23 protein-coding genes are annotated in these 26365 nt (G+C 72.0%); 10 read left to right on the top strand and 13 right to left on the bottom strand.

Translation table 11 applies throughout. The features are described 5' to 3' along the window. From ACZ6JT_RS12965 to ACZ6JT_RS13000, 8 genes are read right to left on the bottom strand one after another with little or no spacing between them, the layout of a single operon-like run. Complete coding sequence (locus ACZ6JT_RS12965) at positions 1-2079, bottom strand: NADH-quinone oxidoreductase subunit 5 family protein (protein WP_469209410.1); 2079 nt, start codon at positions 2077-2079, stop codon at positions 1-3. After that, positions 2076-2441, bottom strand: coding sequence for an NADH-quinone oxidoreductase subunit NuoK (gene nuoK, locus ACZ6JT_RS12970; RefSeq protein WP_365482435.1), 366 nt, complete (start codon positions 2439-2441; stop codon positions 2076-2078). The genes ACZ6JT_RS12965 and nuoK overlap by 4 nt, the downstream gene beginning before the upstream one ends. Next, complete coding sequence (locus ACZ6JT_RS12975; protein ID WP_469209411.1) at positions 2441-3031, bottom strand: NADH-quinone oxidoreductase subunit J family protein; 591 nt, start codon at positions 3029-3031, stop codon at positions 2441-2443. Before ACZ6JT_RS12975 ends, nuoK begins: the two co-directional genes overlap by 1 nt. Beyond that, entirely contained in the window at positions 3028-3651 is a 624-nt protein-coding gene (locus ACZ6JT_RS12980; protein WP_469209660.1) for a NuoI/complex I 23 kDa subunit family protein, read from the bottom strand. Before ACZ6JT_RS12980 ends, ACZ6JT_RS12975 begins: the two co-directional genes overlap by 4 nt. Further along, entirely contained in the window at positions 3648-4616 is a 969-nt protein-coding gene (locus ACZ6JT_RS12985; RefSeq protein WP_469209412.1) for a complex I subunit 1/NuoH family protein, read from the bottom strand. Before ACZ6JT_RS12985 ends, ACZ6JT_RS12980 begins: the two co-directional genes overlap by 4 nt. Further along, on the bottom strand, positions 4613-6178 hold the full coding sequence (locus ACZ6JT_RS12990) for an NADH-quinone oxidoreductase subunit C (RefSeq protein ID WP_469209413.1): 1566 nt from the start codon (positions 6176-6178) through the stop codon (positions 4613-4615). Before ACZ6JT_RS12990 ends, ACZ6JT_RS12985 begins: the two co-directional genes overlap by 4 nt. Continuing rightward, positions 6175-6762 (bottom strand): NADH-quinone oxidoreductase subunit B, encoded by a 588-nt coding sequence (locus tag ACZ6JT_RS12995; RefSeq protein ID WP_365482427.1) that lies wholly within the window; start codon positions 6760-6762, stop codon positions 6175-6177. Before ACZ6JT_RS12995 ends, ACZ6JT_RS12990 begins: the two co-directional genes overlap by 4 nt. After that, positions 6753-7160 carry an NADH-quinone oxidoreductase subunit A gene (locus tag ACZ6JT_RS13000; protein WP_469209414.1) on the bottom strand — a complete coding sequence of 136 codons (408 nt, stop codon included), beginning with the start codon at positions 7158-7160 and terminating at the stop codon, positions 6753-6755. The genes ACZ6JT_RS12995 and ACZ6JT_RS13000 overlap by 10 nt, the downstream gene beginning before the upstream one ends. A gap of 147 nt (positions 7161-7307) precedes the next feature. On the opposite strand from ACZ6JT_RS13000, the gene ACZ6JT_RS13005 reads away from it, so the two are divergent. From ACZ6JT_RS13005 to ACZ6JT_RS13035, 7 genes are all read left to right on the top strand, one after another. Next, positions 7308-8495 carry a sensor histidine kinase gene (locus ACZ6JT_RS13005; protein ID WP_469209415.1) on the top strand — a complete coding sequence of 396 codons (1188 nt, stop codon included), beginning with the start codon at positions 7308-7310 and terminating at the stop codon, positions 8493-8495. A gap of 591 nt (positions 8496-9086) precedes the next feature. Continuing rightward, positions 9087-10403, top strand: a complete 1317-nt coding sequence (locus tag ACZ6JT_RS13010; protein ID WP_469209416.1) for a sensor histidine kinase — start codon at positions 9087-9089, stop codon at positions 10401-10403. A 608-nt stretch (positions 10404-11011) separates the two neighbouring features. Then, entirely contained in the window at positions 11012-11671 is a 660-nt protein-coding gene (locus tag ACZ6JT_RS13015; RefSeq protein WP_030710237.1) for a response regulator transcription factor, read from the top strand. Between the two features lie 152 nt (positions 11672-11823). Further along, positions 11824-13767: a 2-oxoacid:acceptor oxidoreductase subunit alpha gene (locus ACZ6JT_RS13020; RefSeq protein ID WP_469209417.1), complete on the top strand. Its 1944-nt coding sequence runs from the start codon at positions 11824-11826 to the stop codon at positions 13765-13767. Then, the gene (locus ACZ6JT_RS13025; RefSeq protein WP_469209418.1) at positions 13760-14836 is read left to right on the top strand and encodes a 2-oxoacid:ferredoxin oxidoreductase subunit beta; all 1077 of its coding nucleotides are present in this window, start codon (positions 13760-13762) and stop codon (positions 14834-14836) included. Before ACZ6JT_RS13020 ends, ACZ6JT_RS13025 begins: the two co-directional genes overlap by 8 nt. A gap of 215 nt (positions 14837-15051) precedes the next feature. Beyond that, a complete protein-coding gene (gene rarD, locus ACZ6JT_RS13030; protein ID WP_376615718.1) occupies positions 15052-15996 on the top strand; it encodes an EamA family transporter RarD in 945 nt (314 codons plus the stop codon). Positions 15997-16219: 223 nt separating this feature from the next. Continuing rightward, positions 16220-17536: a M28 family metallopeptidase gene (locus tag ACZ6JT_RS13035; protein ID WP_469209419.1), complete on the top strand. Its 1317-nt coding sequence runs from the start codon at positions 16220-16222 to the stop codon at positions 17534-17536. Between the two features lie 97 nt (positions 17537-17633). Here ACZ6JT_RS13035 and ACZ6JT_RS13040 read toward each other — a convergent pair whose 3' ends face one another. The 4 genes from ACZ6JT_RS13040 to ACZ6JT_RS13055 form a co-directional block, all read right to left on the bottom strand. Next, positions 17634-18050 (bottom strand): hypothetical protein, encoded by a 417-nt coding sequence (locus tag ACZ6JT_RS13040; RefSeq protein ID WP_469209420.1) that lies wholly within the window; start codon positions 18048-18050, stop codon positions 17634-17636. Further along, complete coding sequence (locus tag ACZ6JT_RS13045) at positions 18047-18250, bottom strand: hypothetical protein (protein ID WP_234323499.1); 204 nt, start codon at positions 18248-18250, stop codon at positions 18047-18049. The genes ACZ6JT_RS13040 and ACZ6JT_RS13045 overlap by 4 nt, the downstream gene beginning before the upstream one ends. A 117-nt stretch (positions 18251-18367) precedes the next feature. Further along, the gene (locus ACZ6JT_RS13050; RefSeq protein WP_469209421.1) at positions 18368-19579 is read right to left on the bottom strand and encodes a LolA family protein; all 1212 of its coding nucleotides are present in this window, start codon (positions 19577-19579) and stop codon (positions 18368-18370) included. A gap of 243 nt (positions 19580-19822) precedes the next feature. Next, entirely contained in the window at positions 19823-20833 is a 1011-nt protein-coding gene (locus tag ACZ6JT_RS13055) for a polyprenyl synthetase family protein (protein WP_362851907.1), read from the bottom strand. A gap of 278 nt (positions 20834-21111) precedes the next feature. Here ACZ6JT_RS13055 and ACZ6JT_RS13060 point away from each other — a divergent pair, with 278 nt between their 5' ends. Continuing rightward, positions 21112-23118: a CocE/NonD family hydrolase gene (locus ACZ6JT_RS13060; protein ID WP_469209422.1), complete on the top strand. Its 2007-nt coding sequence runs from the start codon at positions 21112-21114 to the stop codon at positions 23116-23118. Between the two features lie 153 nt (positions 23119-23271). On the opposite strand, the gene ACZ6JT_RS13065 is transcribed toward ACZ6JT_RS13060, so the two are convergent. Next, complete coding sequence (locus tag ACZ6JT_RS13065; RefSeq protein WP_469209423.1) at positions 23272-24090, bottom strand: HAD family hydrolase; 819 nt, start codon at positions 24088-24090, stop codon at positions 23272-23274. A 141-nt stretch (positions 24091-24231) separates the two neighbouring features. Between ACZ6JT_RS13065 and fahA the strand changes: the two genes are divergently transcribed. Beyond that, positions 24232-25455 carry a fumarylacetoacetase gene (gene fahA, locus ACZ6JT_RS13070; protein WP_469209424.1) on the top strand — a complete coding sequence of 408 codons (1224 nt, stop codon included), beginning with the start codon at positions 24232-24234 and terminating at the stop codon, positions 25453-25455. A gap of 139 nt (positions 25456-25594) precedes the next feature. Continuing rightward, positions 25595-26365 carry a GntR family transcriptional regulator gene (locus ACZ6JT_RS13075; protein WP_469209425.1) on the top strand — a complete coding sequence of 257 codons (771 nt, stop codon included), beginning with the start codon at positions 25595-25597 and terminating at the stop codon, positions 26363-26365.

Below are 26365 nucleotides of genomic sequence, written 5' to 3' on the forward strand. Positions count from 1 at the left end.
TCACGATCCGGCGTTGACGTTGGCGAGGACGGCGGTGGCGATCGCCAGGACCACGGCGCCGGCGAGCAGGGCGCTCAGGTAGCTCTGCACGTTGCCGGTCTGGGCGCGGCGTACGAGGCTGCCGAGCAGCCGGGGGCCGGCGCCCGCGCCGCGGACGTACGTGTCCACGACCTCGCGGTCGAGGAAGCGGACGAGGCTTGCCGCCGCCCGGGCGGGGCGGACGAAGAGCCTGTCGTAGACGGCGTCGAGGTGGAAGCCGTCGGCGGCGTGGCGGTGCAGCGGGCCGAGGAGCGCGCGTCCGGGGTCGGGGGCGGGACCGGCCGGGACGGCCGGGTGGTCGTGGGTGACCTCGGCGACCTCGGGGGTCTCGGCCGCGGACTCGGCGGCGGCGGTGGCCGCGGATGCGGCGGCGGCCACGGCGGCGGGCTGCGGGGCGCCCGCGCCGATGCCGGGGACGGCGCCGGTGACGGCTCCGGGGACCGCGCCGGCGGTGGCGGGGGCCGTGGCCGTGCGGGCCGCGGCGCGCTGCCAGAGGGCGTAGGTGAGCATCACGCCGATGACCGCCGCGCCCGTGCCGAGGACCGAGGTGGCCAGGGTCGGGGTGAGCTCTCCGCCGTCGAACCAGTCGGCGATGGGGCCGGCGGCGAGGCCGAAGCCGACCGACGGGATCGCGAGCAGCCACAGCACGCCGGTCATGGCGACGGGCTCCTTGCCGTGGTCGGGGGCGGCTGCGCCCCGGCCGCGGAAGGCCATCAGCCACAGCCGGGTGGCGTAGGCGGCGGTGAGCAGGGCGGTCAGCACGCCGGCGACGAGCACGAGCCAGCCGGCGCCGCTGGGGGCGAAGTCCGAGTGGCCGGTGGCGGTCTGCTCGGCGGCGACGAGGACGGCTTCCTTGGAGAAGAAGCCGGCGAAGGGCGGGATCGCGGCGAGCGCGAGCAGCGCGATCGTCATCGTCCAGAAGGCGTCGGGGATGCGCTTGGCCAGGCCGTCCATCCGGGACATGGCGGCCAGGGAGTTCGTACCGGCGGCGTGGATGATCACGCCCGCACCGAGGAAGAGGAGCGCCTTGAAGACACCGTGGGACAGGAGGTGGAAGACGGCGGCGCCACGGTCGCCGACGGCCAGGGCACCGGTCATGTAGCCGAGCTGGCCGATCGTGGAGTAGGCGAGCACCCGCTTGATGTCGTCCTGGGCGAGGGCGGCGAGGGCGGATCCGACCATCGTGACGGCCGCCATGACGGCCATGACCACCAGCGCGGCGCGGGAGGCCGCGAAGACGGGGAGGAGACGGGCGATGAAGTAGACACCGGCGGCGACCATCGTCGCGGCGTGGATCAGCGCGGAGACCGGGGTGGGGCCCGCCATGGCGTCGGGGAGCCAGGTGTGCAGCGGGAACTGCGCGGACTTGCCCGCGACTCCGGCGAGCAGGAGCAGCGCGATCAGCGTCGGGTGGTCGAGGCCGCCGGCGGCGACGGTGCCCAGGATCTTCGTGATCTGGAAGGAGCCGGCGTCGGCGGCGAGCGCGAACAGGCCGATCAGGAAGGGGACGTCGCCGAGCTTGGTGACGAGGAAGGCCTTCAGGGAGGCGGAGCGGGCCGCCTCGGTCTCCCAGTAGTGGCCCACCAGGAAGTACGAGCAGATGCCCATGACCTCCCAGCCGACCAGCAGCACCATCAGGTCGCCGGAGTAGACGACGAGCAGCATCGCGGAGGTGAACAGTGAGACGAGAGCGGCATACGACGGGTAGCGCGGGTCCTCACGGAGGTACGCCGTCGAGTAGAGCTGTACGCAGGTGGCGACGAGCCCGACCAGGACGGCGACCAGCACGGCGAAGCCGTCCAGGTAGAGCGAGAGGTCGATCGGCACCGAGCCGGTCGGGGTCAGCTCGGTCGCCGTGCTGATCGCCGGGCCGCCGCCCTGGCGGACGGCGACGGTCACGGCCAGTGCGGCGGCGCCGAGCGTCGGCAGGATCGCGAGCGGCCGGACGAACCCGGGGGCGGTGCGGCCGAAGAGCAGTCCGGCGACCGCGCCCAGGAAGGGGAGCAGCGGGACGAGGACGGCGAGGGTCGTGGTGCTCACGCGGTGACCTCGCTCGGGGTGTTCGGGGTGTTCGTGGAGTTCTGGGCGGGCTCGTGGCCTTCGGCGGTGTCGCGCAGCCGGTCGACGTCCGAGGTGCCGCGGTTGCGGTACACCATCAGCACGATCGCGAGGCCGATGCCGATCTCGGCGGCGGCGATGGCGATGGTGAAGAGGGTGAGGGCCTGGCCGGCGTGCAGGGCGTCGCGGAGCCAGACGTCGAAGGCCACCAGGTTGAGGTTGACGGCGTTGAGCATCAGCTCGACGGACATCAGGACGAGGATGGCGTTGCGGCGGGCGAGTACCCCGTACAGGCCCGTGCAGAAGAGGAGCGCCGCGAGGACCGCGGGATAGGCGAGGTGCATCAGCGCTGCCCCTTGTCACTGGCGACGCCGTCTTCGGCGGGACTGTTCCTGCGGGACAGCACGATGGCGCCGATCAGGGCCGCGAGGAGGAGGACGGAGAGCGCCTCGAAGGGCAGCACCCAGTGCTGGAAGAGGATCTCGCCGGAGACCTGCGTGGAGCCCTGGACGGGCCCGTCGAGGTCGATCCAGGTCGTGCGGAAGGCGTCGACGACCACCCAGACCAGGGCGATGGCCGCGACGACGGCGACGGCGAGTGCGACCACGCGGTTGCCGGAGTCGGCGTCCGGGGAGCGGCCGATGGGCGCCTTGGTGAGCATCAGCCCGAAGAGGAGGAGGACGACCACGGATCCGAGGTAGATGAGGACCTGGACCCAGGCGATGAACTCGGCGGTGAGCAGCAGGTACTCGACGGCGATGCCGCCGAGTGCGACGACCAGCCAGAGGGCGGCGTGCACCAGCTGCCGGGTGGTGACCGTGACGAGGGCCGCGCCGAGGGTGGCGAGTCCGACGAGCACGAAGGCGATCTCGACGCCGGTCGGGGAGAGGAAACCGGGCCCGGTGGCGGCGGCCAGGGTGGCGGCGGGGGTCACGCGTCTCCCTCCGGGGTCGGGGTGGTCGGCGGTTCGGCTCCGCCGTCGGTCGCGGTGGCGGCTGCTTCGGCTGCCGCGGCGGCGGCCGCGGCCGCTGCTGCCGCTTCGGCCTTCTCCACTGCCTTGCGGGCGGCGGCGATCTCCTTGGGCTCCTCGGCGGCCGGGTCCAGCGCGGGCGGGGCCGGGACGGTCCACATCCACTCGCGGAGCTTGTCGCGCTCGTGGGTCAGCTCGTGGATGTCGGTCTCCGCGTACTCGAACTCGGGCGACCAGAAGAGGGCGTCGAAGGGGCACACCTCGATGCAGATGCCGCAGTACATGCAGAGGGAGAAGTCGATGGCGAAGCGGTCGAGGACGTTGCGGCTGCGCTCGCGGCCACCGGGGGTGGACGCGGGGACCGTCTCCTTGTGGGAGTCGATGTAGATGCACCAGTCGGGGCACTCACGGGCGCAGAGCATGCAGACCGTGCAGTTCTCCTCGAACAGGCCGATGACCCCGCGGGAACGGGGCGGGAGTTCGGGCTGGACCTCGGGGTACTGGGCCGTGTGCGAGCGCTTCGTCATCGTGCGCAGGGTGACGGCCAGGCCCTTGGCGAGGCCGGATCCGGGGATGGGCATCAGTTCATCGCCACCTTCACGATGCCGGTGAGCGCGATCTGGGCGAGCGCGAGCGGGATGAGTACGGTCCAGGCGAGCTTCTGGAGCTGGTCCTCGCGCAGGCGCGGGTAGCTCACGCGGAGCCAGATCACGACGAAGGCGAGGATGCCGGTCTTGAGCAGGGTCCAGACCCAGCCGAGGCCGTCGGCGCCGAAGGGGCCGTGCCAGCCGCCGAGGAAGAGGACGGTGGTGAGGGCGCAGAGGACGACGATGCCGGCGTACTCGGCGAGGAGGAACAGCGCGAAGCGGAGGCCGGTGTACTCGGTGTACGCGCCGAAGATGATCTCGGAGTCGGCGACGGGCATGTCGAAGGGGGGCCGCTGCAGTTCGGCGAGGCCGGCGGTGAAGAAGACGACCGCGCCGACGATCTGCCAGGGCAGCCACCACCACGCGAAGCTCTCCACGATGCCGGGGAGGGAGACCGTCCCGGCGGCCATCGCGACGGAGGCGGCGGCGAGCAGCATGGGGAGCTCGTAGGCGAGCAGCTGGGCGGCGGTGCGCAGGCCGCCGAGCAGGGAGAACTTGTTGGCGGAGGCCCAGCCGGCCATGAGCGAGCCGAGGACTCCGACGCCCATGACGGCGAGCACGAAGAACAGGCCCGCGTCGATGACCTGGCCGACCGCGCCCTCGCCCGGGCCGATGGGGATGGCGAGGAGGACGAGGAGGTACGGCAGCAGGGCGACGGCGGGCGCGAGCTGGAAGATCCGGCGGTCGGCGTTGGCCGGGACGACGTCTTCCTTCTGCGCGAACTTCACGCCGTCGGCGACGAGCTGGGCCCAGCCGTGGAAGCCGCCGGCGTACATGGGGCCGAGGCGGCCCTGCATGTGGGCCATCACCTTGTGCTCGGTCTGCCCGACGACGAGCGGGAGCACGAGGAAGACGGCGAAGACGACGATCAGCCGCAGGGCGACGTCGAGGACGTCGTTCACGCGTCGCCTCCGTTGTCGGTGGTGGGGTGGGTGCGGGGGGTGTTTGGGGTGCGGGGGTCGGGGGCGCCTGCGTCTGCGGCTGCCTCCGGCTCGGGCTGCGGGGTGTCGGCCTGCGGCTCGGTGACCTCCGGCTGGGCACCGGCTGCGGCTGCGTCTGCCTCCGGCTCGGTCCGCGGCTCGGTGGCCTCGGGCTCGGGCTGCGGGGTGTCGGCCTGCGGCTCCGTGACCTCGGGCTTCGCACCGGCTGCGGCTGCCTCCGGCTCGGTCCGCGTCTCGGGGGCCTCGGGCTTCGCCCCGGCTGCGGCTGCCTTCGGCTCGGGCTGCGGGGTGGCGGCCTGCGGTGAGGTGGCCTGCGGCGTGGTCGGCTTCGCCGGGGTTGGCGGCTCGTCGAAGGCGGGCTTCGGGTCGTGCCAGGGGGCGTCAGAGCTGCGGGGCGCGACCCGGCGGGGTGCGGGTGCGGGCTGCGCCGCCTCGGGGGTCTGGCTCGCGGAGCCCTCCGTCGCCGAGCGGGTACGGCGCGGCGGGCGGGCCTCGGAAGCCTCGGGCTTCGGGGCGGTCGGGGCCTGGCTCGCGGAACCGTCGCTCGCGCTGCGGGTCCGGCGCGCCGGGGCCGCCGGAGCTGCCTCGCCCGACGGGCCCTCCGGAGTGGAGGGGGTGCGGGCGGTCCCGGCGTCGGCGTCCGGGGTCGCCGGGGAGGCCTGGCTGGCTGAGCCTTCCGAGGCCGAGCGGGTGCGGCGCGCCGGGCGGGCCTCGGGGGACGGGGTCTGCGCCGGCTGCGGGGCGGGCGCCTGGGTGGCCGAGCCTTCGGCGGCCGAGCGGGTGCGGCGTGCCGGGCGGGCTTCGGGTGCCTCGGGCTGGGTGGCCGAGCCTTCGGCCACCGAGCGGGTGCGGCGGACCGGGGCGCCCTCGCGCGGGGTGCGCGCGGCGGCGCCCGCCGCGCCGGCGGCGCGCGGGGTGCGGGCCGGGCGGGCGGGGGCCGGCGGGAGCTGGCCCTTCATCGGGCCCCAGTCGTTGGGGTCCGGGACGCCCGGCGGAAGCATCTGACGGCGCTTCGGCGCGTCCGGATCGTGCGCCTCGCCCGGTTCCTTGGCGCCCGGCCAGGCCTTGGCGACGCGCGCGGCCAGGACGAAGTCCTTGCGCAGCGGGTGCCCTTCGAAGTTCTCCGGGAGGAGGAGGTGGACGAGGTGCGGGTGGTCGGTGAAGACGACCCCGAACATCTCGTACGTCTCGCGCTCGTGCCATTCCGCTCCCGCGTAGACGGCGATCGCCGACGGCAGGGAGGGGGCGCTGTGCGGGACGGTCGTGCGCAGCAGGAGGCGGCGTACGCGGTGGTTCTCGAGCGAGGCGACGTGCGCGCATACGCGGAAGCCGGTGCCGGGCTCGTCGACCGCGCTCAGCCAGTCGAAGTAGGTGCAGCCCAGCTTGTCGCGGGCGATTTCGAGGGCGGCGATCCAGCTGCCGACGGGCACGTCCACGGTGAGGACGTCGTACGAGAACTCGGCGACGGCCTCGGCTCCGAAGACCGTCGGCGCCGCGTCGGGGAGGGAGTCGTAGAGGTTCACGCACCGCTCCCGGGGGCCGGTGGGGCCGTGACCAGGCCACTTGTGAGCTGGGAGACGGACGGCCCGGACGCGTAGCGGTCGGCCAGCGACTCGCGGGCGATCTTCTCCTGGAGCTTGAGGATGCCCTGGAGGAGGGCTTCCGGGCGCGGCGGGCAGCCCGGGACGTAGACGTCGACGGGGATGATCTGGTCGACGCCCTTGGTGACCGAGTACGAGTCCCAGTACGGGCCGCCGCAGTTGGAGCAGGCGCCGAAGGAGATGACGTACTTGGGCTCCGGCATCTGCTCGTAGAGCCGCTTCACGGCCGGGGCCATCTTGTCGGTGACGGTGCCCGAGACGATCATGAGGTCGGCCTGGCGCGGTCCGGGTGCGAAGGGGATCACGCCGAGGCGGATGAAGTCGTGCCGGGCCATGGACGCGGCGATGAACTCGATCGCACAGCAGGCCAGACCGAAGTTGAAGACCCACAGGCTGTACCGGCGGCCCCAGTTCAGGACCACCTTCATGGGTTCCGGGGCGAGGCGGGAGAGGACTCCCAGGCGCTTGGGCTCCGGGAGCAGCTCCGGCTGAGGTGTCACGTCCATTCGAGGACGCCCTTCTTGTACGCATAGAGCAGGCCGACGGCCAGGAAGCCCAGGAAGACGAACATCTCCACCAGCGTCGTGGCGCCGTAACCGGCGGCGGCGAACACCGTCGCCCACGGGAACAGGAAGATCGAGTCGACGGCGAAGATGACGTAGAGGAACGCGTAGACGTAGTAGCGGACCTGGGTGTGCGCCCAGCCCTCGCCGACCGGGTCCACGCCGCATTCGTACGTCAGCAGCTTCTCGTGGGTCGGGACCACGGGCCGCAGCAGGCGGCCGGCGCCGAAGGCCACGGCCACGAAGAGCACACCGAGGGCGGCCAGCAGACCGACGACCGAATAACTCCGGAAGTAGTCCGCCGCGAGCACGGTTACGGTCGATACCGTTGGTTCGGGCACGTCCGTTCCTCGCTCCTCGGTCACTGTCGACGATCTGGTACGGACGGGAGTCTAGGGCCTGCCTCACACGGGGTGGGGTTATCCCCCGTTCACAGCACCCCGGACACCCCATGGCATCAGCGGGCCGGTCTTGACAGGCTGTGGCCCATGACCACGAGCCATGCCATCCCCGACAACGATCGGCCTCCTCCCGTGCGCGCCGCTTTCAGCGCCGTGACGTGGAAGGAAATCGCCCATCTGCTGACCAATCTGCCGTTGGCGATCGTCGGATTCGTTTACGCGGTTGTCATGGTTTCCGTCACGGGCGGTCTTTCCGTGACCGCGATCGGAATTCCCCTGCTCGCATGCGGTCTCTATCTGTCTCGGCAAATGGGACGGCTGGACCGGGCACGCGCCCGCGTGCTGCTCGGCGTACGGGTGGACGAGCCGACCCCGATCCCCGGCCCGAAGCGGTCCGGCGGATTCTTCCCCTGGTTGTGGACGAGCATCAAGGACCCAGTGGGCTGGCGGACCGTGCTGTACCAGCTGATCCGGCTGCCGTGGGGGGTGCTCACCTTCACGGTAGCCCTGACCGGCCTGTTCGTGCTGTGGCCGGTGCTGCCGTATGTGGCGCGGCTGCTGGCGAACGCGGACCGGGCGATGGTACGGGGGCTGCTGTCGCCCTCCGACGACCTGGAGCGGCGGATCGCGGAGCTGGAATCCGACCGCGGCGTGGTCGTCGACACCGCGGCGGCCGACCTGCGGCGCATCGAACGGGACCTGCACGACGGGGCGCAGGCGCGGCTGGTGGCGCTGGCGATGGGGCTGGGCCTGGCGAAGGAGAAGCTGCTGGAGGACCCGGAGGGCGCGGCCGCGATGGTCGACGAGGCCCACGGGGAGGTGAAGCTGGCGCTCCAGGAGCTGCGGGACCTCGCGCGGGGGATCCATCCGGCCGTGCTGACGGACCGGGGGCTGGACGCGGCGCTGTCGTCGGTGGCGGCGCGGTGCGTGGTGCCGGTGAAGGTGGCGGTGGACCTGCCGGGGGCGCGGCCGGCGGAGGCGATCGAGGGGATCGCGTACTTCGTGGTGTCCGAGCTGCTGCAGAACGTGAGCAAGCACGCGGGGCCGGGGGCGCGGGGCGCGAGCGTGGAGGTGTGGCGGGCGGGGGAGCGGCTGCTGATACGGGTGGCGGATGACGGGCGGGGTGGGGCGGGGGCCTGGGCCTCCGGCGGGGGGAGCGGGTTGGCGGGGTTGGCGGAGCGGTTGGATGCGGTGGATGGGGTGCTGGTGGTGGACTCGCCCGCGGGGGTCGGGACCACGGTTACGGCGGAGCTGCCGTGGCGGGACCGGGGGTAGCCCCCCGGGCCCCCTTGTGCTGGTGAGCGGGACTTCCGTCCGGGGTGGGCGGGGGTCCCGTTGGTGTGTGTCGGGTGCGGGTGCGTTTCCTGGGGCGCCGCCCCAGACCCCGCGCCTCAAACGCCGGCGGGGCTGGATTTGGCGGCCGCCGCCTCGGAGCCGCGGCCCGCCGCGGCTGAAAGACCGGGGCTCCGCCCCGCACCCCGCGCCTCAAACGCCGGCGAGGCTGGATTTGCCGGCCGCTGCTTTCGACACCCCTGGGTGGGTGGGGGGCGCCTCAAACGCCGGCGAGGCGGGGATTGGCGGCCGCCGCTTCCAACGCCCCCGGGTGGGTGAGGGCGCCTCGAACGCCGGCGAGGCTGGCTTTGCCGGCCGCCGCTTCCAACGCCCCCGGGTGGGCGGGTGCGGCTGGAATTGGGCGCCGCCGTGTCGGACGCGCCTGGGTGGGTGGGGGCGGCTTGAGTGGGGGCGGGGCTGACGGGAGGGGGGTTAACCCCACTGTTGGGAGGCCTACTCGCTGCATGGTTCGGGGGTGGGGTGGGGCGGCAGGGTGGGGGTGTAGCCGAGGAGTGGAAAGGGCGGGTCGGGATCATGGACGACGGCAAGGGCACGGGCGGTGGTGTCGGCACGGTGCTGCGGGCTCCCATCGAAGGTCGGACCTGGCGGGAGTTCGGGTACCTGCTGATCGGGCTGCCGCTGAGCACGCTGTACTTCTCGCTCGCCATCACCGGTGTGAGCCTCGGCGCCGGTCTGCTCGTCACCTTCCTCGGCGTACCGGTCCTCGCCGGTGTGCTCGCCATGTGCCGCGGGTTCGGCACGGTGGAGCGGGCCCGGGTGCGCGTGCTGCTCGGGGCGGACATCGCCGGCCCCGCGCCGATCCGGGCCAAGAAGGCCGGGCCCCTCGCCGCCATGGGTGCGCTGCTCAAGAGCGGGAGCGCCTGGCGGCACGTGCTGTACTCCGTGATCCACTTTCCGTGGGCGGTGTTCGGTTTCTGCCTGGCACTGACGTTCTGGGCGGTGGGCTGGACGCTGCTGCTGTACCCGCTCTGGTTCTGGGTCATCCCTACCTACACCGACCAGCCCGGGCTGATGCTCTTCCAGAACGGCGACTACTCGTCCTACGTCGATTCGCCCCTGGAGGTCACCCTCGCCTGCCTCGCCGGGCTGGCGGTCACCCTTGCCACCCCGTGGGTGATCCGGGCCCTGACCACGGTCGACCGGGTCATGGTCGGCGGGCTGCTCGGGCGCTCGCGGCTGGCGAGCCGCGTCACCGAGCTGGAGTCGGACCGGGGGGTGGTGGTGGACACCGCGGCCGCCGACCTGCGGCGCATCGAGCGCGACCTGCACGACGGGGCGCAGGCCCGGCTGGTGTCGCTCGCGATGGATCTCGGGCTGGCGAAGGAGAAGCTCACCGAGGATCCGCGGGCCGCCGCGCGCATGGTGGACGAGGCGCACGGCGAGGTGAAGATCGCCCTGCAGGAGCTGCGGGACCTCGCGCGGGGGATCCATCCGGCCGTGCTGACGGACCGGGGGCTGGACGCGGCGCTGTCGTCGGTGGCGGCGCGGTGTGCGGTGCCGGTGCGGGTGGCCGTGGATCTCCCGGCCCGGCCGGTGGCGGCGATCGAGGGGATCGCGTACTTCACGGTCTCCGAGCTGCTGCAGAACATCAGCAAGCATTCGATGGCCCGGTCGGCCTCGGTGGACGTGTGGAAGGCCGGGGAGCGGCTGCTGATCCAGGTGGCGGATGACGGGCGGGGTGGGGCGGGGGCCTGGGCCTCCGGCGGGGGGAGCGGGTTGGCGGGGTTGACGGGGCGGTTGGATGCGGTGGATGGGGTGCTGGTGGTGGACTCGCCCGCGGGGGTTGGGACCACGGTTACGGCGGAGCTGCCGTGGCGGGACCGGGGGTAGCCCCCCGGGCCTCCGGGTCCGGGCCCCGGGCCCCCTTTGTGCTGGTGAGCGGGACTCCCGTCCGGGGTGGGCGGGGGTCCCGCTCGTGTGTGTCGGGTGCGGGTGCGTTTCCTGGGGCGCCGCCCCAGACCCCGCGCCTCAAACGCCGGCGAGGCTGGAGTTGGCGCGGCCACGCCTCGGAGGCACGGGCCAACGCGGTGAAAGACCGGGGCTCCGCCCCGCACCCCGCGCCTCAAACGCCGGCGAGGCTGGAATTGCCGGCCGCCGCTTTCGACGCCCCCGGTGGGTGGGGGCGCCTCAAACGCCAGCGCGGCGGGGATTGGCGGCCGCCGCCCCCACCGCCTCTGGGTGGGGGGCCGCCTCAAACGCCGGTGGGGCTGGAATTGGGTGCCGCCGCCTCCAGCGCCCCCAGGCGGGCGGGGGCGTTTGAAGCCTCGGCGGGGCTGGGTTGGGGGCGGGATGTGGGCTTCCGGTTGGGGAAAGTGGGCCCGGACGCCCACGTGTTGTCGCGGCTCTGCCTTCACCAGGACTTAAGGCTGGGATGCTTGGCTGAGTCGTGTAGTGCGGGAACGAGTGGACGCGGGAGCTGCTGAGTCGTGGAAGACAGGGTGCGGGTGGTCATCGCCGAGGATTCAGTGCTGCTTCGTGAGGGCCTGACCCGGCTGCTGACCGACCGGGGGCATGACGTCGTGGCGGGCGTCGGGGACGCTGAGGCCCTGCTCAAGACGATCGCGGAGCTGGCGGCCGAGGACGCGCTGCCGGATGTGGTGGTGGCGGACGTGCGGATGCCGCCGACGCACACCGACGAGGGCGTACGGGCGGCCGTACGGCTGCGCCGGGACTACCCCGGGATAGGCGTGCTCGTGTTGTCGCAGTACGTGGAGGAGCAGTACGCCACCGAACTGCTGGCCGGTTCCAGCACCGGGGTGGGGTACCTGCTCAAGGACCGGGTGGCCGAGGTGCGGGAGTTCCTGGACGCGGTGGTCCGGGTGGCCCGGGGCGGCACCGCCCTGGACCCCGAGGTCGTCGCCCAGCTGCTCGGCCGCAGCCGCAAGCAGGACGTCCTGGCGGGTCTGACCCCGCGCGAGCGCGAGGTGCTCGGGCTGATGGCCGAGGGACGCACCAATTCCGCCGTGGCGAAACAACTGGTCGTGAGCGACGGAGCGGTGGAAAAGCACGTCAGCAACATCTTCATGAAGCTGGGCCTCTCGCCGAGTGACGGGGATCACCGGCGTGTACTGGCCGTTCTCACCTATCTGAAATCTTGATCGACTGACACTCTGTCAGATACGGCATACCGGTCGGGCCGTCTCAAGGGGCGGTCCTACGGTCCAGAATGTGGTCGCCTCCGGGGAGCCTGATCCCTACGGACGTAGGGTGGGTTCTGGGGGTGCTCACGCCTCGAAGGAGGTCCAGTTCAGTGACCAGCCAGGTCAGCAGCCCAGCCGAGCAGGCCGACGGGGCCGGGGGTCCGGTTGTCGGTGGACAACGCACCCCGGCGAGCCCGGGCAGCAAGGAAGTACGCCGTCTCGATCGTGTGATCATCCGGTTCGCGGGTGACTCCGGTGACGGTATGCAGCTCACCGGTGACCGGTTCACCTCGGAGACGGCGTCGTTCGGAAACGACCTGTCGACGCTGCCGAACTTCCCCGCCGAGATCCGCGCCCCCGCCGGAACCCTCCCGGGCGTCTCCTCCTTCCAGCTCCACTTCGCCGACCACGACATCCTCACGCCGGGCGACGCCCCGAACGTGCTGGTGGCGATGAATCCGGCGGCGCTGAAGGCGAACATCGCGGACGTGCCGCGCGGCGCGGAGATCATCATCAACACGGACGAGTTCACCAAGCGCCCCATGGCCAAGGTCGGCTACGAGACCTCGCCGCTGGAAGACGGCTCGCTGGACGCGTACAACCTCCACCCGGTACCGCTGACCACCCTGACGGTCGAGGCGCTGAAGGACTTCGGGCTCTCCCGCAAGGAGGCCGAGCGCAGCAAGAACATGTTCGCGCTGGGCCTGCTGTCGTGGATGTACCACCGGCCCACCGAGGGCACCGAGAAGTTCCTGCGGCAGAAGTTCGCGAAGAAGCCGGAGATCGCGGAGGCGAACATCGTCGCCTTCCGGGCCGGCTGGAACTTCGGCGAGACCACCGAGGACTTCGCGGTCTCCTACGAGGTCGCGCCTGCGACCAGGGCTTTCCCGACCGGCACCTACCGGAACATCTCCGGGAACCTGGCCCTGTCCTACGGCCTCATCGCCGCGAGCCAGCAGGCCGACCTGCCCCTCTACCTGGGCTCCTACCCGATCACCCCCGCCTCGGACATCCTGCACGAGCTGTCGAAGCACAAGAACTTCGGTGTGCGGACCTTCCAGGCCGAGGACGAGATCGCGGGCATCGGAGCGGCGCTCGGCGCGGCCTTCGGCGGTGCCCTCGGGGTGACCACCACCTCCGGGCCCGGTGTGGCGCTCAAGTCGGAGACCATCGGTCTCGCGGTGTCGCTGGAGCTTCCGCTGCTCATCGTGGACATCCAGCGTGGCGGGCCCTCCACCGGTCTGCCGACGAAGACGGAGCAGGCGGACCTCCTGCAGGCCATGTTCGGTCGCAACGGCGAGGCGCCCGTCCCGATCGTGGCCCCGCGGACCCCCGCGGACTGCTTCGACGCCGCCCTCGACGCGGCCCGGATCGCCCTCACCTACCGGACTCCGGTCTTCCTGCTCTCCGACGGCTACCTCGCCAACGGGTCCGAGCCCTGGCGGGTCCCGGAGGTCACGGACCTGCCCGACCTGAAGGTCAAGTTCGCCACCGGCGCGAACCACACCCTCGCCGACGGCACCGAGGTGTTCTGGCCGTACAAGCGGGACCCGGAGACCCTCGCCCGGCCGTGGGCCGTTCCCGGCACGCCCGGCCTCGAACACCGCATCGGCGGCATCGAGAAGCAGGACGGCACCGGCAACATCTCCTACGACCCGGCCAACCACGACCTCATGGTCCGCACCCGGCAGGCGAAGGTCGACGGCATCCGGGTACCCGACCTGGACGTCGACGACCCGGACGGAGCAACCACCCTGGTCCTGGGCTGGGGTTCCACCTACGGCCCCATCACCGCGGCCGTGCGCCGGGTGCGGGGCGCCGGACTCCCCGTCGCCCAGGCCCATCTGCGCCACCTGAACCCCTTCCCCGGGAATCTCGGCGAGGTCCTGAAGCGTTACGACAAGGTAGTGGTGCCGGAGATGAACCTCGGGCAGCTCGCCATCCTGATCCGGGCGAAATACCTGGTCGACGCGCAGTCGTACACCCAGGTCAACGGAATGCCGTTCAAGGCGGAGCAGCTCGCAAAGGTTCTCGAGGAGGCCGTCAATGACTGAGGTGACCGTGACCGACGGGTCCCGCACACTGCTTTCGCTGGTGCCCAAGGCCGAGTCCAAGCAGTCGATGAAGGACTTCAAGTCGGACCAGGAGGTCCGCTGGTGCCCCGGCTGCGGCGACTACGCCGTGCTCGCCGCCGTCCAGGGCTTCATGCCCGAACTGGGGCTGGCGAAGGAGAACATCGTCTTCGTCTCCGGCATCGGCTGCTCCTCCCGCTTCCCGTACTACATGAACACGTACGGGATGCACTCCATCCACGGCCGTGCGCCCGCCATCGCCACCGGCCTGGCCACCTCCCGGCGCGACCTGTCCGTATGGGTGGTCACGGGCGACGGCGACGCGCTCTCCATCGGCGGCAACCACCTGATCCACGCGCTGCGCCGCAACGTCAACCTCAAGATCCTGCTGTTCAACAACCGGATCTACGGGCTGACCAAGGGGCAGTACTCCCCCACGTCCGAGGTCGGCAAGATCACCAAGTCCACGCCGATGGGCTCGCTGGACTCGCCGTTCAACCCGGTGTCGCTGGCGATCGGCGCCGAGGCCTCCTTCGTCGCCCGTACGGTCGACTCCGACCGCAAGCACCTCACGGAGGTACTGCGCGCGGCCGCCGACCACCAGGGCACGGCGCTCGTGGAGATCTACCAGAACTGCAACATCTTCAACGACGGCGCCTTCGAGGTCCTCAAGGACCGGGACCAGGCGCTGGAGGCCGTGATCCGGCTGGAGGACGGCCGGCCGATCCGCTTCGGCGCGGACGACGCGAAGGGCGTCGTGCGCAACCCGGCCACCGGCGACCTGGAGGTCGTGGAGGTCACCCCGGACAACGAGTCGCGGATCCTGGTCCACGACGCGAAGACCGCCAGCCCCACGACGGCGTTCGCGCTTTCCCGCCTGGCCGACCCCGACACCCTGCACCGCACCCCCATCGGGGTCTTCCGCAGTGTGGAGCGGCCCGTCTACGACACCCTCATGGCCGACCAGCTCGACACGGCCATCGACCGCAGCGGCAAGGGCGACCTCGGTGCGCTGCTGACCGGCAACGACACCTGGACCGTCGTCGGCTGACCGGCACGACGCGGCCACGGCCGTCCCGAAGCCGTACGAAGCCCGGATCTCGCAGGAGGTCCGGGCTTCGGCATGCGCGCTCCCGGACGGGCGGGGGCGGCCCCCGGCGCACGAGCCCCCGGAGATGTCATGAGTATCTCGTAAGAACGGGCATGACATCCGGGCCGCGCGGCGCTACGGTCGTGAAGTTGGCTGGAAGTCGCACAGGAGGCCCCGTGAAGGCGGAGAACGAGCAGCGCACGGGTTTGCTCTACGGATTCGGCGCGTACGGGATGTGGGGGCTGGTCCCCCTCTTCTGGCCGCTCCTGATGCCCGCCGGGGCCGTCGAGATCCTCGCCCACCGCATGACGTGGTCCCTGGCCGTGGTCGGGGTGGCGCTGCTCGCGGTGCGCCGCTGGGGCTGGATACGGGAGCTGCTGCGCCAGCCGCGCAAGCTCGGCCTGACCGCGCTGGCCGCGTCGGTGATCAGCGTGAACTGGGGCCTGTACATCTGGTCGGTCAACAACGGCCACGTCGTCGAGTCCAGCCTCGGCTACTTCATCAACCCGCTGGTCAGCATCGCGATGGGCGTGCTCGTCCTGGGCGAGCGGCTGCGCCGCGTGCAGTGGGTGGCGGTCGGCCTCAGCTTCGTCGCCGTCCTCGTGCTCGCCATCGGCTACGGGCGGCCGCCGTGGATCTCGCTGGTCCTGGCCTGCTCCTTCGCCACGTACGGGCTGATCAAGAAGAAGCTCAACATGGGCGGGCTGGAGTCGCTGGCCGCCGAGACGGCCATGCTGTTCCTGCCGGCCCTGGGCTACCTGCTGTGGCTGACCGCGCAGGGCCGGTCCACCTTCGCCGCGCAGGGCGTCGGGCACGCGCTCCTGCTGGCCGCGACCGGACTGGTCACCGCGATCCCGCTGGTGCTCTTCGGGGCGGCCGCCATCCGCGTCCCGCTGTCCACCCTGGGGCTGCTCCAGTACATGGCCCCCGTCTTCCAGTTCGGGCTGGGCGTCCTGTACTTCCACGAGGCCATGCCGCCCGAGCGCTGGGCGGGCTTCTCCCTGGTGTGGGCCGCGCTCGCGCTTCTGACCTGGGACGCGCTGCGCACGGCCCGCCGCTCCCGGGCGGCCCTCGCGGCGGCCCCCGCCGTCGTGGCGGCGCCGGCGCGCGAGCCCGCGTAACAGCCGCCGCCGGGTACGCACCGGCAAACGCTCCACGCTCACGATCCCCGGTACGGACCACCCGTACCGGGGATCGTCCGTTTTCCGAACTGCCCTGACCGAATTATGGTCTTGACGGACAGTCATACTCTCGCTGAACATCAGGCTCGCACTGACGCACTAACGCTCACCTGCTCTATCCCGCTCGTTCCGTCATATCCCCGCGGAATCCCGGAGCCCCCACATGAGCCTGTCCGTCTCCCGGCGCCTTGCTGCCGTGACCGCTTTCGCGGTCGCGGGCCTGATCGCCTCCACCGCACCCGCCGCCCTCGCCGCCCCCACGGCGGTCACCGCTGCGCCGACCCCGCCCGACATACCGCTGGCCAACGTCAAGGCCCACCTGTCGCAGCTCTCCACGATCGCCGCGAACAACGGCGGCAACCGCGCCCACGGCAGGGCCGGCTACAAGGCCTCGATCGACTACGTGAAGGGCAAGCTGGACGCGGCCGGCTTCACGACCACGCTGCAGACCTTCACCTCCAGCGGCGCCACCGGCTACAACCTGATCGCCGACTGGCCGGGCGGTGACCCCAACTCGGTGCTGATGTCCGGCTCGCACCTGGACTCGGTGACCGCGGGCGCCGGCATCAACGACAACGGCTCCGGCAGCGCCGCCGTCCTGGAGGCCGCTCTCGCCGTCTCCCGTGCGGGCCTGCAGCCGACGAAGCACCTGCGCTTCGGCTGGTGGGGCGCGGAGGAGCTGGGCCTGATCGGCTCGAAGTACTACGTCAACAACCTGCCGGCCGCCGAGAAGGCGAAGATCTCCGGCTACCTGAACTTCGACATGATCGGCTCGCCGAACCCGGGCTACTTCGTCTACGACGACGACCCGACCATCGAGCAGACCTTCAAGAACTACTACGCGGGCCTTGGCATCCCGACCGAGATCGAGACCGAGGGCGACGGCCGCTCCGACCACGCGCCGTTCAAGAACGCGGGCATCCCGGTCGGCGGCCTGTTCTCCGGCGCCGACTACACCAAGACGGCGGCCCAGGCGCAGAAGTGGGGCGGCACCTCCGGTCAGGCCTTCGACCGCTGCTACCACTCCTCCTGCGACAGCCTGTCGAACATCAACGACACGGCCCTGGACCGCAACGCCGACGCCATCGCGTACGCGATCTGGAACCTCGGGGCGGGCACCCCGGTCCCGCCGGGCCAGTCCTTCGAGAGCACGACGGACGTGAACATCCCGGACTCCCCCGCCGCCGCGGTCAGCTCGCCGATCACGGTCTCGGGCGTCGCGGGCAACGCCCCGGCCACCACCAAGGTGGACGTGAACATCGTCCACACCTACCGCGGTGACCTGATCGTGGACCTGGTCGCCCCGGACGGCACGGTCTACAACCTGCACAACCGCACCGGCGGCAGCGCCGACAACCTCGTGCAGTCGTACACCGTCAACGCCTCGAGCGAGGTCGCGAACGGCGTCTGGAACCTCCGGGTGAAGGACGCGGCCGCGCAGGACGTCGGTTACATCAACAGCTGGAAGATCACCTTCTAGGCGCACCGCCGGCCACGCGGCACACGGCCCGAGCACCGAGGGCCCCGGCACGATCCGACCCGATCGCGCCGGGGCTCACCGCCGTCCCGGAGCGGGCCTACGCCTCCTCGGCGTGGCCCTGCAGCGACGCCGGCAGCGGTTCCTGGATCCGGGCGCGCAGCTCCTCGGCGACGGCCGCGATGTCCGCGCGCCCCAGCTTCGCCGCCTCCACGAGGTCGCCGAGCTCCTCCGGCGAGGGCAGCTGCCGGGCCCCGGCCACGCGCAGGTACGAGCGGGTCGCGGCGGCCGCGTAGAACTCGTTCATCGGGGATTCCAGCGCCGGGCACACCGCGAGGGTGTGCAGAAACGCGGCGGCCCGCCACGCGGTGTCCGGGGCGGGCTGTTCGGGCACGAGGACGAGGTCGTTCTGGTGCCGGGCGACCGCGGCGGCCACCCCCGAGGGGTCCCACACCGCGGGGTCGGACGGGAGATGGTGGGCCAGAGCGGTCCAGGCCCACTCCATGGTGATCTTCAATGCCCGAACCGCTCCTGGAAGTAGCTCCAGTGGTCGGCGAACTCCTCTATGCCCGACAGGAACTTCTTGCGGTCCTCGTCGAGTTCGCGTTCCGTTACCTCGGTGATCAGCGCGGTGACCGTCGTCCCCAGCGCCGCCGCGCGCGCCTTCAGGCGTTCGTGGAACTCCTCGTCCAGGCGGATGGTGACGTGTCTCGACATGTCCAACACCGTACAGCGGCCGTGCTGTACGGGCAGCCGGAATGCCGCAAGGGTGGGCAGGGACACAGTCCCGGCCCACCCTCGCGGCGCCCTCGTGCGCGGTGCCCGCCCGAGCGACTACTTGCCGGCGTCGGCCGCCTTCACCAGCGCGTCCTTGGTGACCGCGCCGACGTAGACCTTGCCGTCGTCCGTGACCAGGGCGTTGACCAGGCGGGTCGACAGGATCCGGCCCTCGCCGAACTTCCCGGTGACCTTGTCCCCGAGGGAGTCGAGGAACTGCTTGGCCTCCTTCGGGGCGTTCTTGTCGTTCGCCGAGTTCTCGAAGTCCTTGAGGCCCTTGCCGGCGCCCGAGTCGATCCGCGCGACGGTCGCCCAGCCCTCGCCGAGCACCTTCACGTCGCCCTGGCCGTTCGGGCCGCCCAGCAGGCCGTCCAGGCCGGGGAAGGACTCCAGCGCCTTGAATCCCTCGCCCTTGTCGCCCTTGCCCGCCTCGTCGACGCCCTCGGTCAGCTTGGCGCCCTTGGGCGGGGTGAAGGCGAAGGTGTCGGCCGCCGGCTTGGCGAAGTCCACCTTGGTGAAGCCGGCGTCCACGATCGGCTTGCCGCCCTGGGAGGAGAGCAGCTGCACGCGCAGCGGCACGCCGTTCTTGGCGTCCACCGCGATCTGGACCGAGCCGACGGTGGAGCCGCTCTGCTTGGGCTTGAGCACCAGCTGGTAGGCGTCCCGGCCGGCCACCTGCGCGGTGTCGCCCACGCTGACGTCGGTGGTCGGGCCGGCGGCCTTCAGGAGCTCCTCGGCCATCTTCTGGGGGGAGGCGGCCAGCCGGTCGGCCGTCTTGTGGTCCTTGCCGGCGTCCTTGCCGCCCTGCGGGTCCTTCTCGTGGAAGACCTCGTTCGCCTTGGAGTCGTAGCCCCAGACGTCGTCGCCGTTGTGGATGAGGCTGTACTCGTCCTTGCCGTCCAGGAACGTGAGCTTCTGGCGGTCCGGGCCGTCGGCCGCGACCCGGAAGGTGTGCGTGCCGCTGGCCAGCTGCGCGACCTTGTCCTCCGGGTTGGCGGAGCCGCCGGCGATCCCGCCGCCGCCGAGCAGTCCGGTCGCGATCTTCGGAAGACCCAGGTCGGTGCTGATCTTGGCCGTGCCCGACAGCTGCTGTACGTCGGAGGCCGCGACCTTCTCGATGAGCTGCTGCGCCGTCACCTTCGGCAGGTCGGGCCCGCCGGCGTTGGCGAAGGCCGGGACCATCGCCACGGTCGCCGCGGCCACACCCGCCACCGCCACCGGTACGGCGTACCGGGCGACCTTGCGAGAAGTCTTCGTGTTCGCTGCCATGTCAGTGCCCTGCCCTCTTGTGTCGACGGCGGCGACCGCCGTGTCGCCGCGCTCACCCGATCTGGTGGGGTTTGATGACTCCATCTGACCAAATCACCGGCGCTGGGGCGTCAGTCCCCGGACGCAACTGCGCGTACGACCGTGGGATGACACGACGAGGGCCCTCCCGCCCGGACCCGTAGGGGTCACCTGGGCGGAAGGGCCCGTTCCGTTCTCGGGGTGCCGGACACCCTCCCGGCAGGGCTAGCCGGCGCGGTGCACCACGGCGTCGCAGAGCTCTTCGAGCGCCGACTTGGCGAAGCACTCGGGCAGCGGCGCGAGCGTGGCCCGCGCCTCCTCCGCGTACCGGACGGTGTCGCGGCGGGCCTGCTCCAGGGCGGGGTGCGCCCGCAGCCGGGTCAGCACCTCGGCGTGGCGGGCGTCGTCCGTCAGGTCGCCGTCCAGGAGGCGTACGAGTTCCAGGTCCTCGGGGCGCCCGTCCCGCTCGGCCATCTCGCGCAACCGCAGCACGGGCAGCGTGGGAATGCCCTCGCGCAGGTCGGTGCCCGGGGTCTTGCCGGACTCGTGCGCGTCGGAGGCGATGTCGAGGACGTCGTCGGCGAGCTGGAAGGCGGTGCCGAGCCGCTCGCCGTACTGGGTGAGGATGTCGACGACCGACTCGTCGGCGCCGGCCATCAGCGCGCCGAAGCGGCCGGAGACGGCGATCAGGGAGCCGGTCTTGCCGGCGATGACGTCGAGGTAGTGGGCGACGGGGTCGCGGCCGTCGCGCGGACCGGCCGTCTCCAGGATCTGCCCCGTCACCAGCCGCTCGAAGGCCTCGGCCTGGATGCGCACGGCCTCGGGGCCGAGGTCGGCCAGGATGTGCGAGGCGCGGGCGAAGAGGAAGTCACCGGTCAGTACGGCGACCGAGTTGCCCCAGCGGGTGTTGGCGCTCTCGACGCCGCGGCGCACGTCGGCCTCGTCCATGACGTCGTCGTGGTAGAGGGTCGCCAGGTGGGTGAGCTCGACCACCACGGCGGAAGGAACGATTCCGGGCGCGTAGGGATCCCCGAAGCGGGACGCGAGCATCACCAGCAGCGGCCGGAACCGCTTGCCTCCGGCCCGGACCAGGTGCTGTGCGGCCTCGGTGATGAAGGGGACTTCGCTCTTGGTGGCCTCCAGCAGACCCGCCTCGACGGCGGCCAGTCCGGCCTGGACATCGGTCTCAAGAGCCTGGTCCCGCACGCTCAGTCCGAACGGCCCGACGACGGTCACGAGGGGTACTCCTGTCTGCTGACGATCACGCTGACGATCACCTGGATTGTCGATGTGTCGCTGCCATCACTCAAGCCAGCGTATCGGGTCTGTTTTCGATCACCGAGAGCGCCTTCCCGGCCACCACCCGAGCACTGCCTGAGACACACCTGTATGTTCCGAAGGAGCCGAAAAAGCCGGAGCGTCCGTTTTGCCCAGAACTGCCACCGACACCGGCGAGGAGCGCGGGCGGCTGCGCCCGTACGTGGTGCTATGAGGTCCATGGAGGTGGTTCCCGCATGATCGTCCGTACCGCGTTCCCGTACGAGACCACCCGCGAGGATGTCCGGATCCCGATGGCCGACGGGGTGGAGCTGTACGCGCGCGTCTGGCGGCCGGTGACGGACGAGCCGGTTCCGGCGCTCCTGGAGTACCTCCCGTACCGCCTCACCGACTGGACCGCGCCGCGCGACTGGCAGCGCCATCCCTGGTACGCGGGCCACGGCTACGCGTCGGTGCGGGTGGACGTGCGCGGCCACGGCTGCAGCGGAGGCCGTCCCGGCGACGAGTACGACACCCGGGAGCTGGCCGACGGCGTCGCGGTGGTGGAGTGGCTGGCGGCGCAGCCGTGGTGCACGGGCTCGGTGGGGATGTTCGGGATCTCCTGGGGCGGCTGCAACTCCCTCCAGATCGCCGCCCTCGCCCCGGAGGCGCTGAAGGCGGTCGTCACCGTCTGCTCGACGGACGACCGCTACGACAACGACGTGCACTACATGGGCGGCTCGGTGCTGGCCGTGGACATGCACGCCTGGGCGGCGACGATGCTGGCCTTCGCCTCCCGGCCGCCGGACCCGCTGTTCGTCGGCGACGGCTGGCGCCGGCAGTGGCTGGACCGGCTGGAGGCCGTCGAACCGCTGATCCACACCTGGCTCTCGCACCAGACCCGCGACGCCTACTGGCGCCACGGCAGCGTCTGCGAGGACTACGGGGCGATCGGCGCGGCGGTCCTCGCGGTGGGCGGCTGGCACGACCCGTACCGCGACACCGTGCTGCGGCTGGTCGAGCACCTGCCGTCCGGGCGGGTCCGGGGCCTGATCGGGCCCTGGTCGCACCAGTACCCGGACCGCGGACTGCCCCCGGGCCCGGCGATCGGCTTCCTCCAGGAGACCCTGCGCTGGTGGGACCACTGGCTGCGGGACATCGACAACGGGGTGACGGACGAGCCGCTGCTGCGCGCCTGGATCAGCGACTCGCACCCGCCGGCGACGGTGTACGAGGAGCTCCCGGGCCGTTGGGTCGGCGAGAAGGCCTGGCCCTCGGCGTCCGTGATCCCCGTCCCGTACGTCTTCCAGGGCGCGCCGGTGGACGTCGCCTCGCCGCAGCACACCGGGATGGACGCCGGCCGCTTCTTCCCCTTCGGCAACGACGCCGACCTGCCGCCGGACCAGCGGGAGGAGGACGCGAAGTCGGCCTGCTTCGAGTTCCCGGTAGGGGCCGGGGAACCGGTGGAGATCCTGGGCCGGCCCTCGGTGACCCTGCGGCTGCGGCTCGACGTGCCGTACGGGCAGGTCGTGGCCCGGCTGTGCGACGTCGCCCCGGACGGGACCTCGACGCTGGTCACGCGGGGCGCGCTGAACCTGTCGGCCCGCCAGGGCCGGGACCGGGCCGTGCCGTGGCCGGTGGGCTCGTACGAGGACGTCACCTTCGAGCTGAACGGCATCGGCCACGCCTTTGCGCCCGGGCACCGGATCCGGCTCGCCGTGTCCTCCGCGTACTGGCCGTGGATCTGGCCGCGGGCCGGGTCGGAGGCCGGCTGGACCCTGGACCCGGCGGGCAGCGCGCTGACCCTGCCGGTGCGGTCGGCCTCGCCGGCCGTGGACGGGGGGATCGTCTTCGAGCCGCCGGAGCAGGCGCCGCCGCTGGGGGTCGCCTTCCCGGCCACGCTGGACGAACCGCGCCCCGAGCGGGTGGTCGTACGGGACGTCGCGCGCGGGACGTGGCGGCTGGAGGTGGACCCGCGGTACGGGGGCACGCGGGTGTACCCGGACGGCCTGGAGTCCAGCGAGGACGCGGAGGAGGTGTACGAGATCCAGGACGCCGACGCGCTGTCCGCGCGGGCCCGGTCCCAGTGGCGGATCCGGCTCCACCGGCCCGAACTGGGCTGGGACGTACGGGTGGAGACCCGCTCGGAGACCTCGTGCGACGAGGGCGGCTTCCTGACGTCGAACGAGGTGGTGTGCCGGGAGGGGGGCGAGGTGGTCTTCCACCGGACGTGGGAACGCCGGCTGCCTCGGGCGGCGGGCTGAGCGGTCCGACCGCCCTGGCGGGCGGCCCCGGGGGCTCCGCCCCGGACCCCCGCTCCCCACGCCGGAGGGGCTGGATGTGGCCGAGGCCGCACTGTTCGGCCTCGCCGGCGTTCGAGGCGCGGGGTGCGGGGGCGGCGCCCCCGGAGGCGGCGGTCAGCCGTAGAGCTGCTCCAGCACCACCGCGACGCCGTCGTCCTCGTTGGACAAGGTGATCTCGTCCGCCACCGCCACCAGCTCGGGGTGGGAGTTGGCCATGGCCACCCCGTGGGCGGCCCACGCGAACATCGGGACGTCGTTCGGCATGTCCCCGAAGGCGATCGTCCCCGCGGGGGACGCGCCCAGGACTTCGGCGGCCCGCGCGAGCCCACTGGCCTTGTCGATGCCCGGCGGCTGGAGTTCCACCGTGTGCTCCCCCGCCATCGTGACGTTCACCAGGTCCCCGACCACCGCCCGCGCCACCCGCGTCAGCTCGTCGTCGTCCAGCTCGGGGTGCTGGAGCAGCACCTTGTTGATCGGGGCGGCCCACAGGTCCGACCGCCGCGGCACCGACACCGTCGGCAGGTGCGGGTGCCACATCCGGTAGCCGGGCCCTATCAGCATCTCGGCGTCCAGTCCCTCCTGGTTGACCGCCGCGTAGACCTCGCCGATCTCCGCCTCGATCTTGCCGAGGGCGACCTCGGCCAGTTCCCGGTCCATGGACACGGAGTGCAGCAGGCGCCCGCGCGCCGCGTCGTACACCTGCGCGCCCTGCCCGCACACCGCGAGCCCCGCGTACCCGAGGTCGTCGAGGACGTGACGGACCTGTGGGACCGGGCGGCCGGTGACGATGATGTGCCGGGCGCCGGCCGCGCGGGCGGTCGCGAGGGCCCTGTGGGAACGGGCCGAGACGGTGTCACCGGCGCGCAGCAGAGTCCCGTCCAGGTCGGTGGCGATCAAGGCATAGGGGAGGGCCGGAGGCGGCGCGGAAGTCACGGCGCCAAGGATACGGACCCCTTTGGACAAGTCCTACAAATAGAGCGCGAATCCGGCCTCCCATGCGCCCCTTCAGCCACGTAACGTGTCAACCAGCTCCCGGGACACCCCCGGACCGCGTCGAAAGCGAGGCAGCACCCCATGCCCCAGCAGAGCCCCCTCGATCTCCCCGAGGGCGACCCGTTCGGGCCGCACAACCTCCCGTACGGCGTCTTCTCCACCTCCGGCGAGGACCGCCGCCGCATCGGTGTGCGCATCGGCGGGCACGTGCTCGACGCGGGGGCGGCCGCCGCCGCGCTCGGTTCCCCGTACGCCGGGCTGCTCGGGCAGTCCTCCCTCAACCCGCTACTGGCCGCCGGGCGCACCGCCTGGCGCGACGTGCGCCGCGCGCTCACCGCCTGGGTGACCGACCCCGGCCACCGGGTCACGGTCGAGGCGCACCTGCTGCCGCTCGACGAGGTCACGCTGCACCTGCCGTACGAGGTCGCCGACTACGTCGACTTCTACGCGAGCGAGCACCACGCCACCAACGTGGGCCGGATCTTCCGACCCGACGGTGACGCGCTCACCCCCAACTGGAAGCACCTGCCGATCGGTTACCACGGCCGCTCCGGCACGATCGTGGTCTCCGGGACCGACGTCGTACGCCCCTCGGGGCAGCGCAAGGCGCCCACCGACCCGGCGCCCGTCTTCGGCCCGTCCGTCAAGCTCGACATCGAGGCGGAGGTCGGCTTCGTCGTCGGCGCCCCCTCCGAGCTGGGCCGCCCGGTGCCGCTGGCCGACTTCGAGGACCACGTCTTCGGGCTGTTCCTGCTCAACGACTGGTCCGCGCGCGACATCCAGGCCTGGGAATACGTGCCGCTGGGTCCCTTCCTCGGCAAGTCCTTCGCCACCTCCGTCTCCGCGTGGGTGACCCCGCTGGAGGCCCTGGACGCGGCCCGCGTCGCCCCGCCGGCCCGGGACTTCCCGCTCCTGCCCTACCTGGACGACGCCGAGCTCGACCGCCCCGGCGGCTTCGACCTGCACATCACCGTCTCCATCAACGGGCAGGAGGTGGCGCGGCCGCCGTTCGCGTCGATGTACTGGACCGCCGCCCAGCAGCTCGCCCACATGACCGTCAACGGCGCCTCCCTGCGGACCGGCGACGTGTACGGCTCCGGCACCGTCAGCGGTCCCGAGACCGGCCAGCGCGGCTCGCTGCTGGAGCTGACCTGGAACGGCCGCGACGCGATCGAGCTCGCCGACGGCAAGCGCACCTTCCTGGAGGACGGGGACACCGTCACCCTCACCGCCTGGGCCCCCGGCCCGGACGGGACGCGCGTCGGCCTCGGCGAGGTCACCGGCCGCATCGTGGGACAGCGCTAGTCCACCCCTCGGTCGGCGGGGTGGCGGATCTTTCCGCCGCCCCGCCGAAACCGCAGCTCAGAGCCTTGTGAATGCGCCATCAGGTGGCGCAACACTGCGGCAACACCACGGCCCGCGGGCCGCCGGTACGTTCCCTGCCATGCCAGCCGAACGCACCGCCACGCACACCGTCCCGGTCGCCGCCGCGCGCCGCCGGCGGCTGCGCGCGGACCAGGCGCGACAGCTCGCCGACCTGCTCCGCCACCAGATCCTGGCGGGCGGCTACCCCGGCGGGGTCCTCCCCCTGGAGAGCACCCTCGCCGCCGACTACGGCGCCGGCCGCAACACCGTCCGCCAGGCCCTCGACCTGCTGCGCGGCGAGCAGCTGGTGGAGCGCCGGCCGGGTGTCGGCACGGTCGTCGTCTGCGAGAAGTACCCGCACGGCCTGGACCGCCTGCAGGGCCTGGCCGAGACCCTGCACGAGCACGGCCGGGTCACCAACGAGGTCCGCAACGTCGGGCCCGTGCGCGCCCCCGCCCCGGTCGCCGGACGCCTCGGCCTGCCCGAGCACGCCGACGTGCTGTACATCGAACGGCTGCGGCGCCTGAACGGACTGCCGCTCTCCCTCGACCTCACCTACGTACCGATGGACATCGGCGCCGAACTGCTGGGCAGCGACCTGGAGAACACGGACGTCTTCCGGCTCCTGGAACAGCTGACCGGGCAGCCGCTCGGCCACGCCGAGATCACCCTTGAGGCCGTCAACGCCGACGCGCACTCCGCCGCCGTCCTCCAGGCCCCGCGCGGGGCCGCCGTCCTGATGCTGGAACGGCTCACCCACCTGCGCGACGGCCGGCCCGTGGACCTGGAGTTCATCCGCTTCCGCGGCGACCGCATCACCATGAGCGGCCTGCTGCGCCGCTCCCTCTAA

Source organism: Streptomyces sp. NPDC046308 (assembly GCF_055588065.1).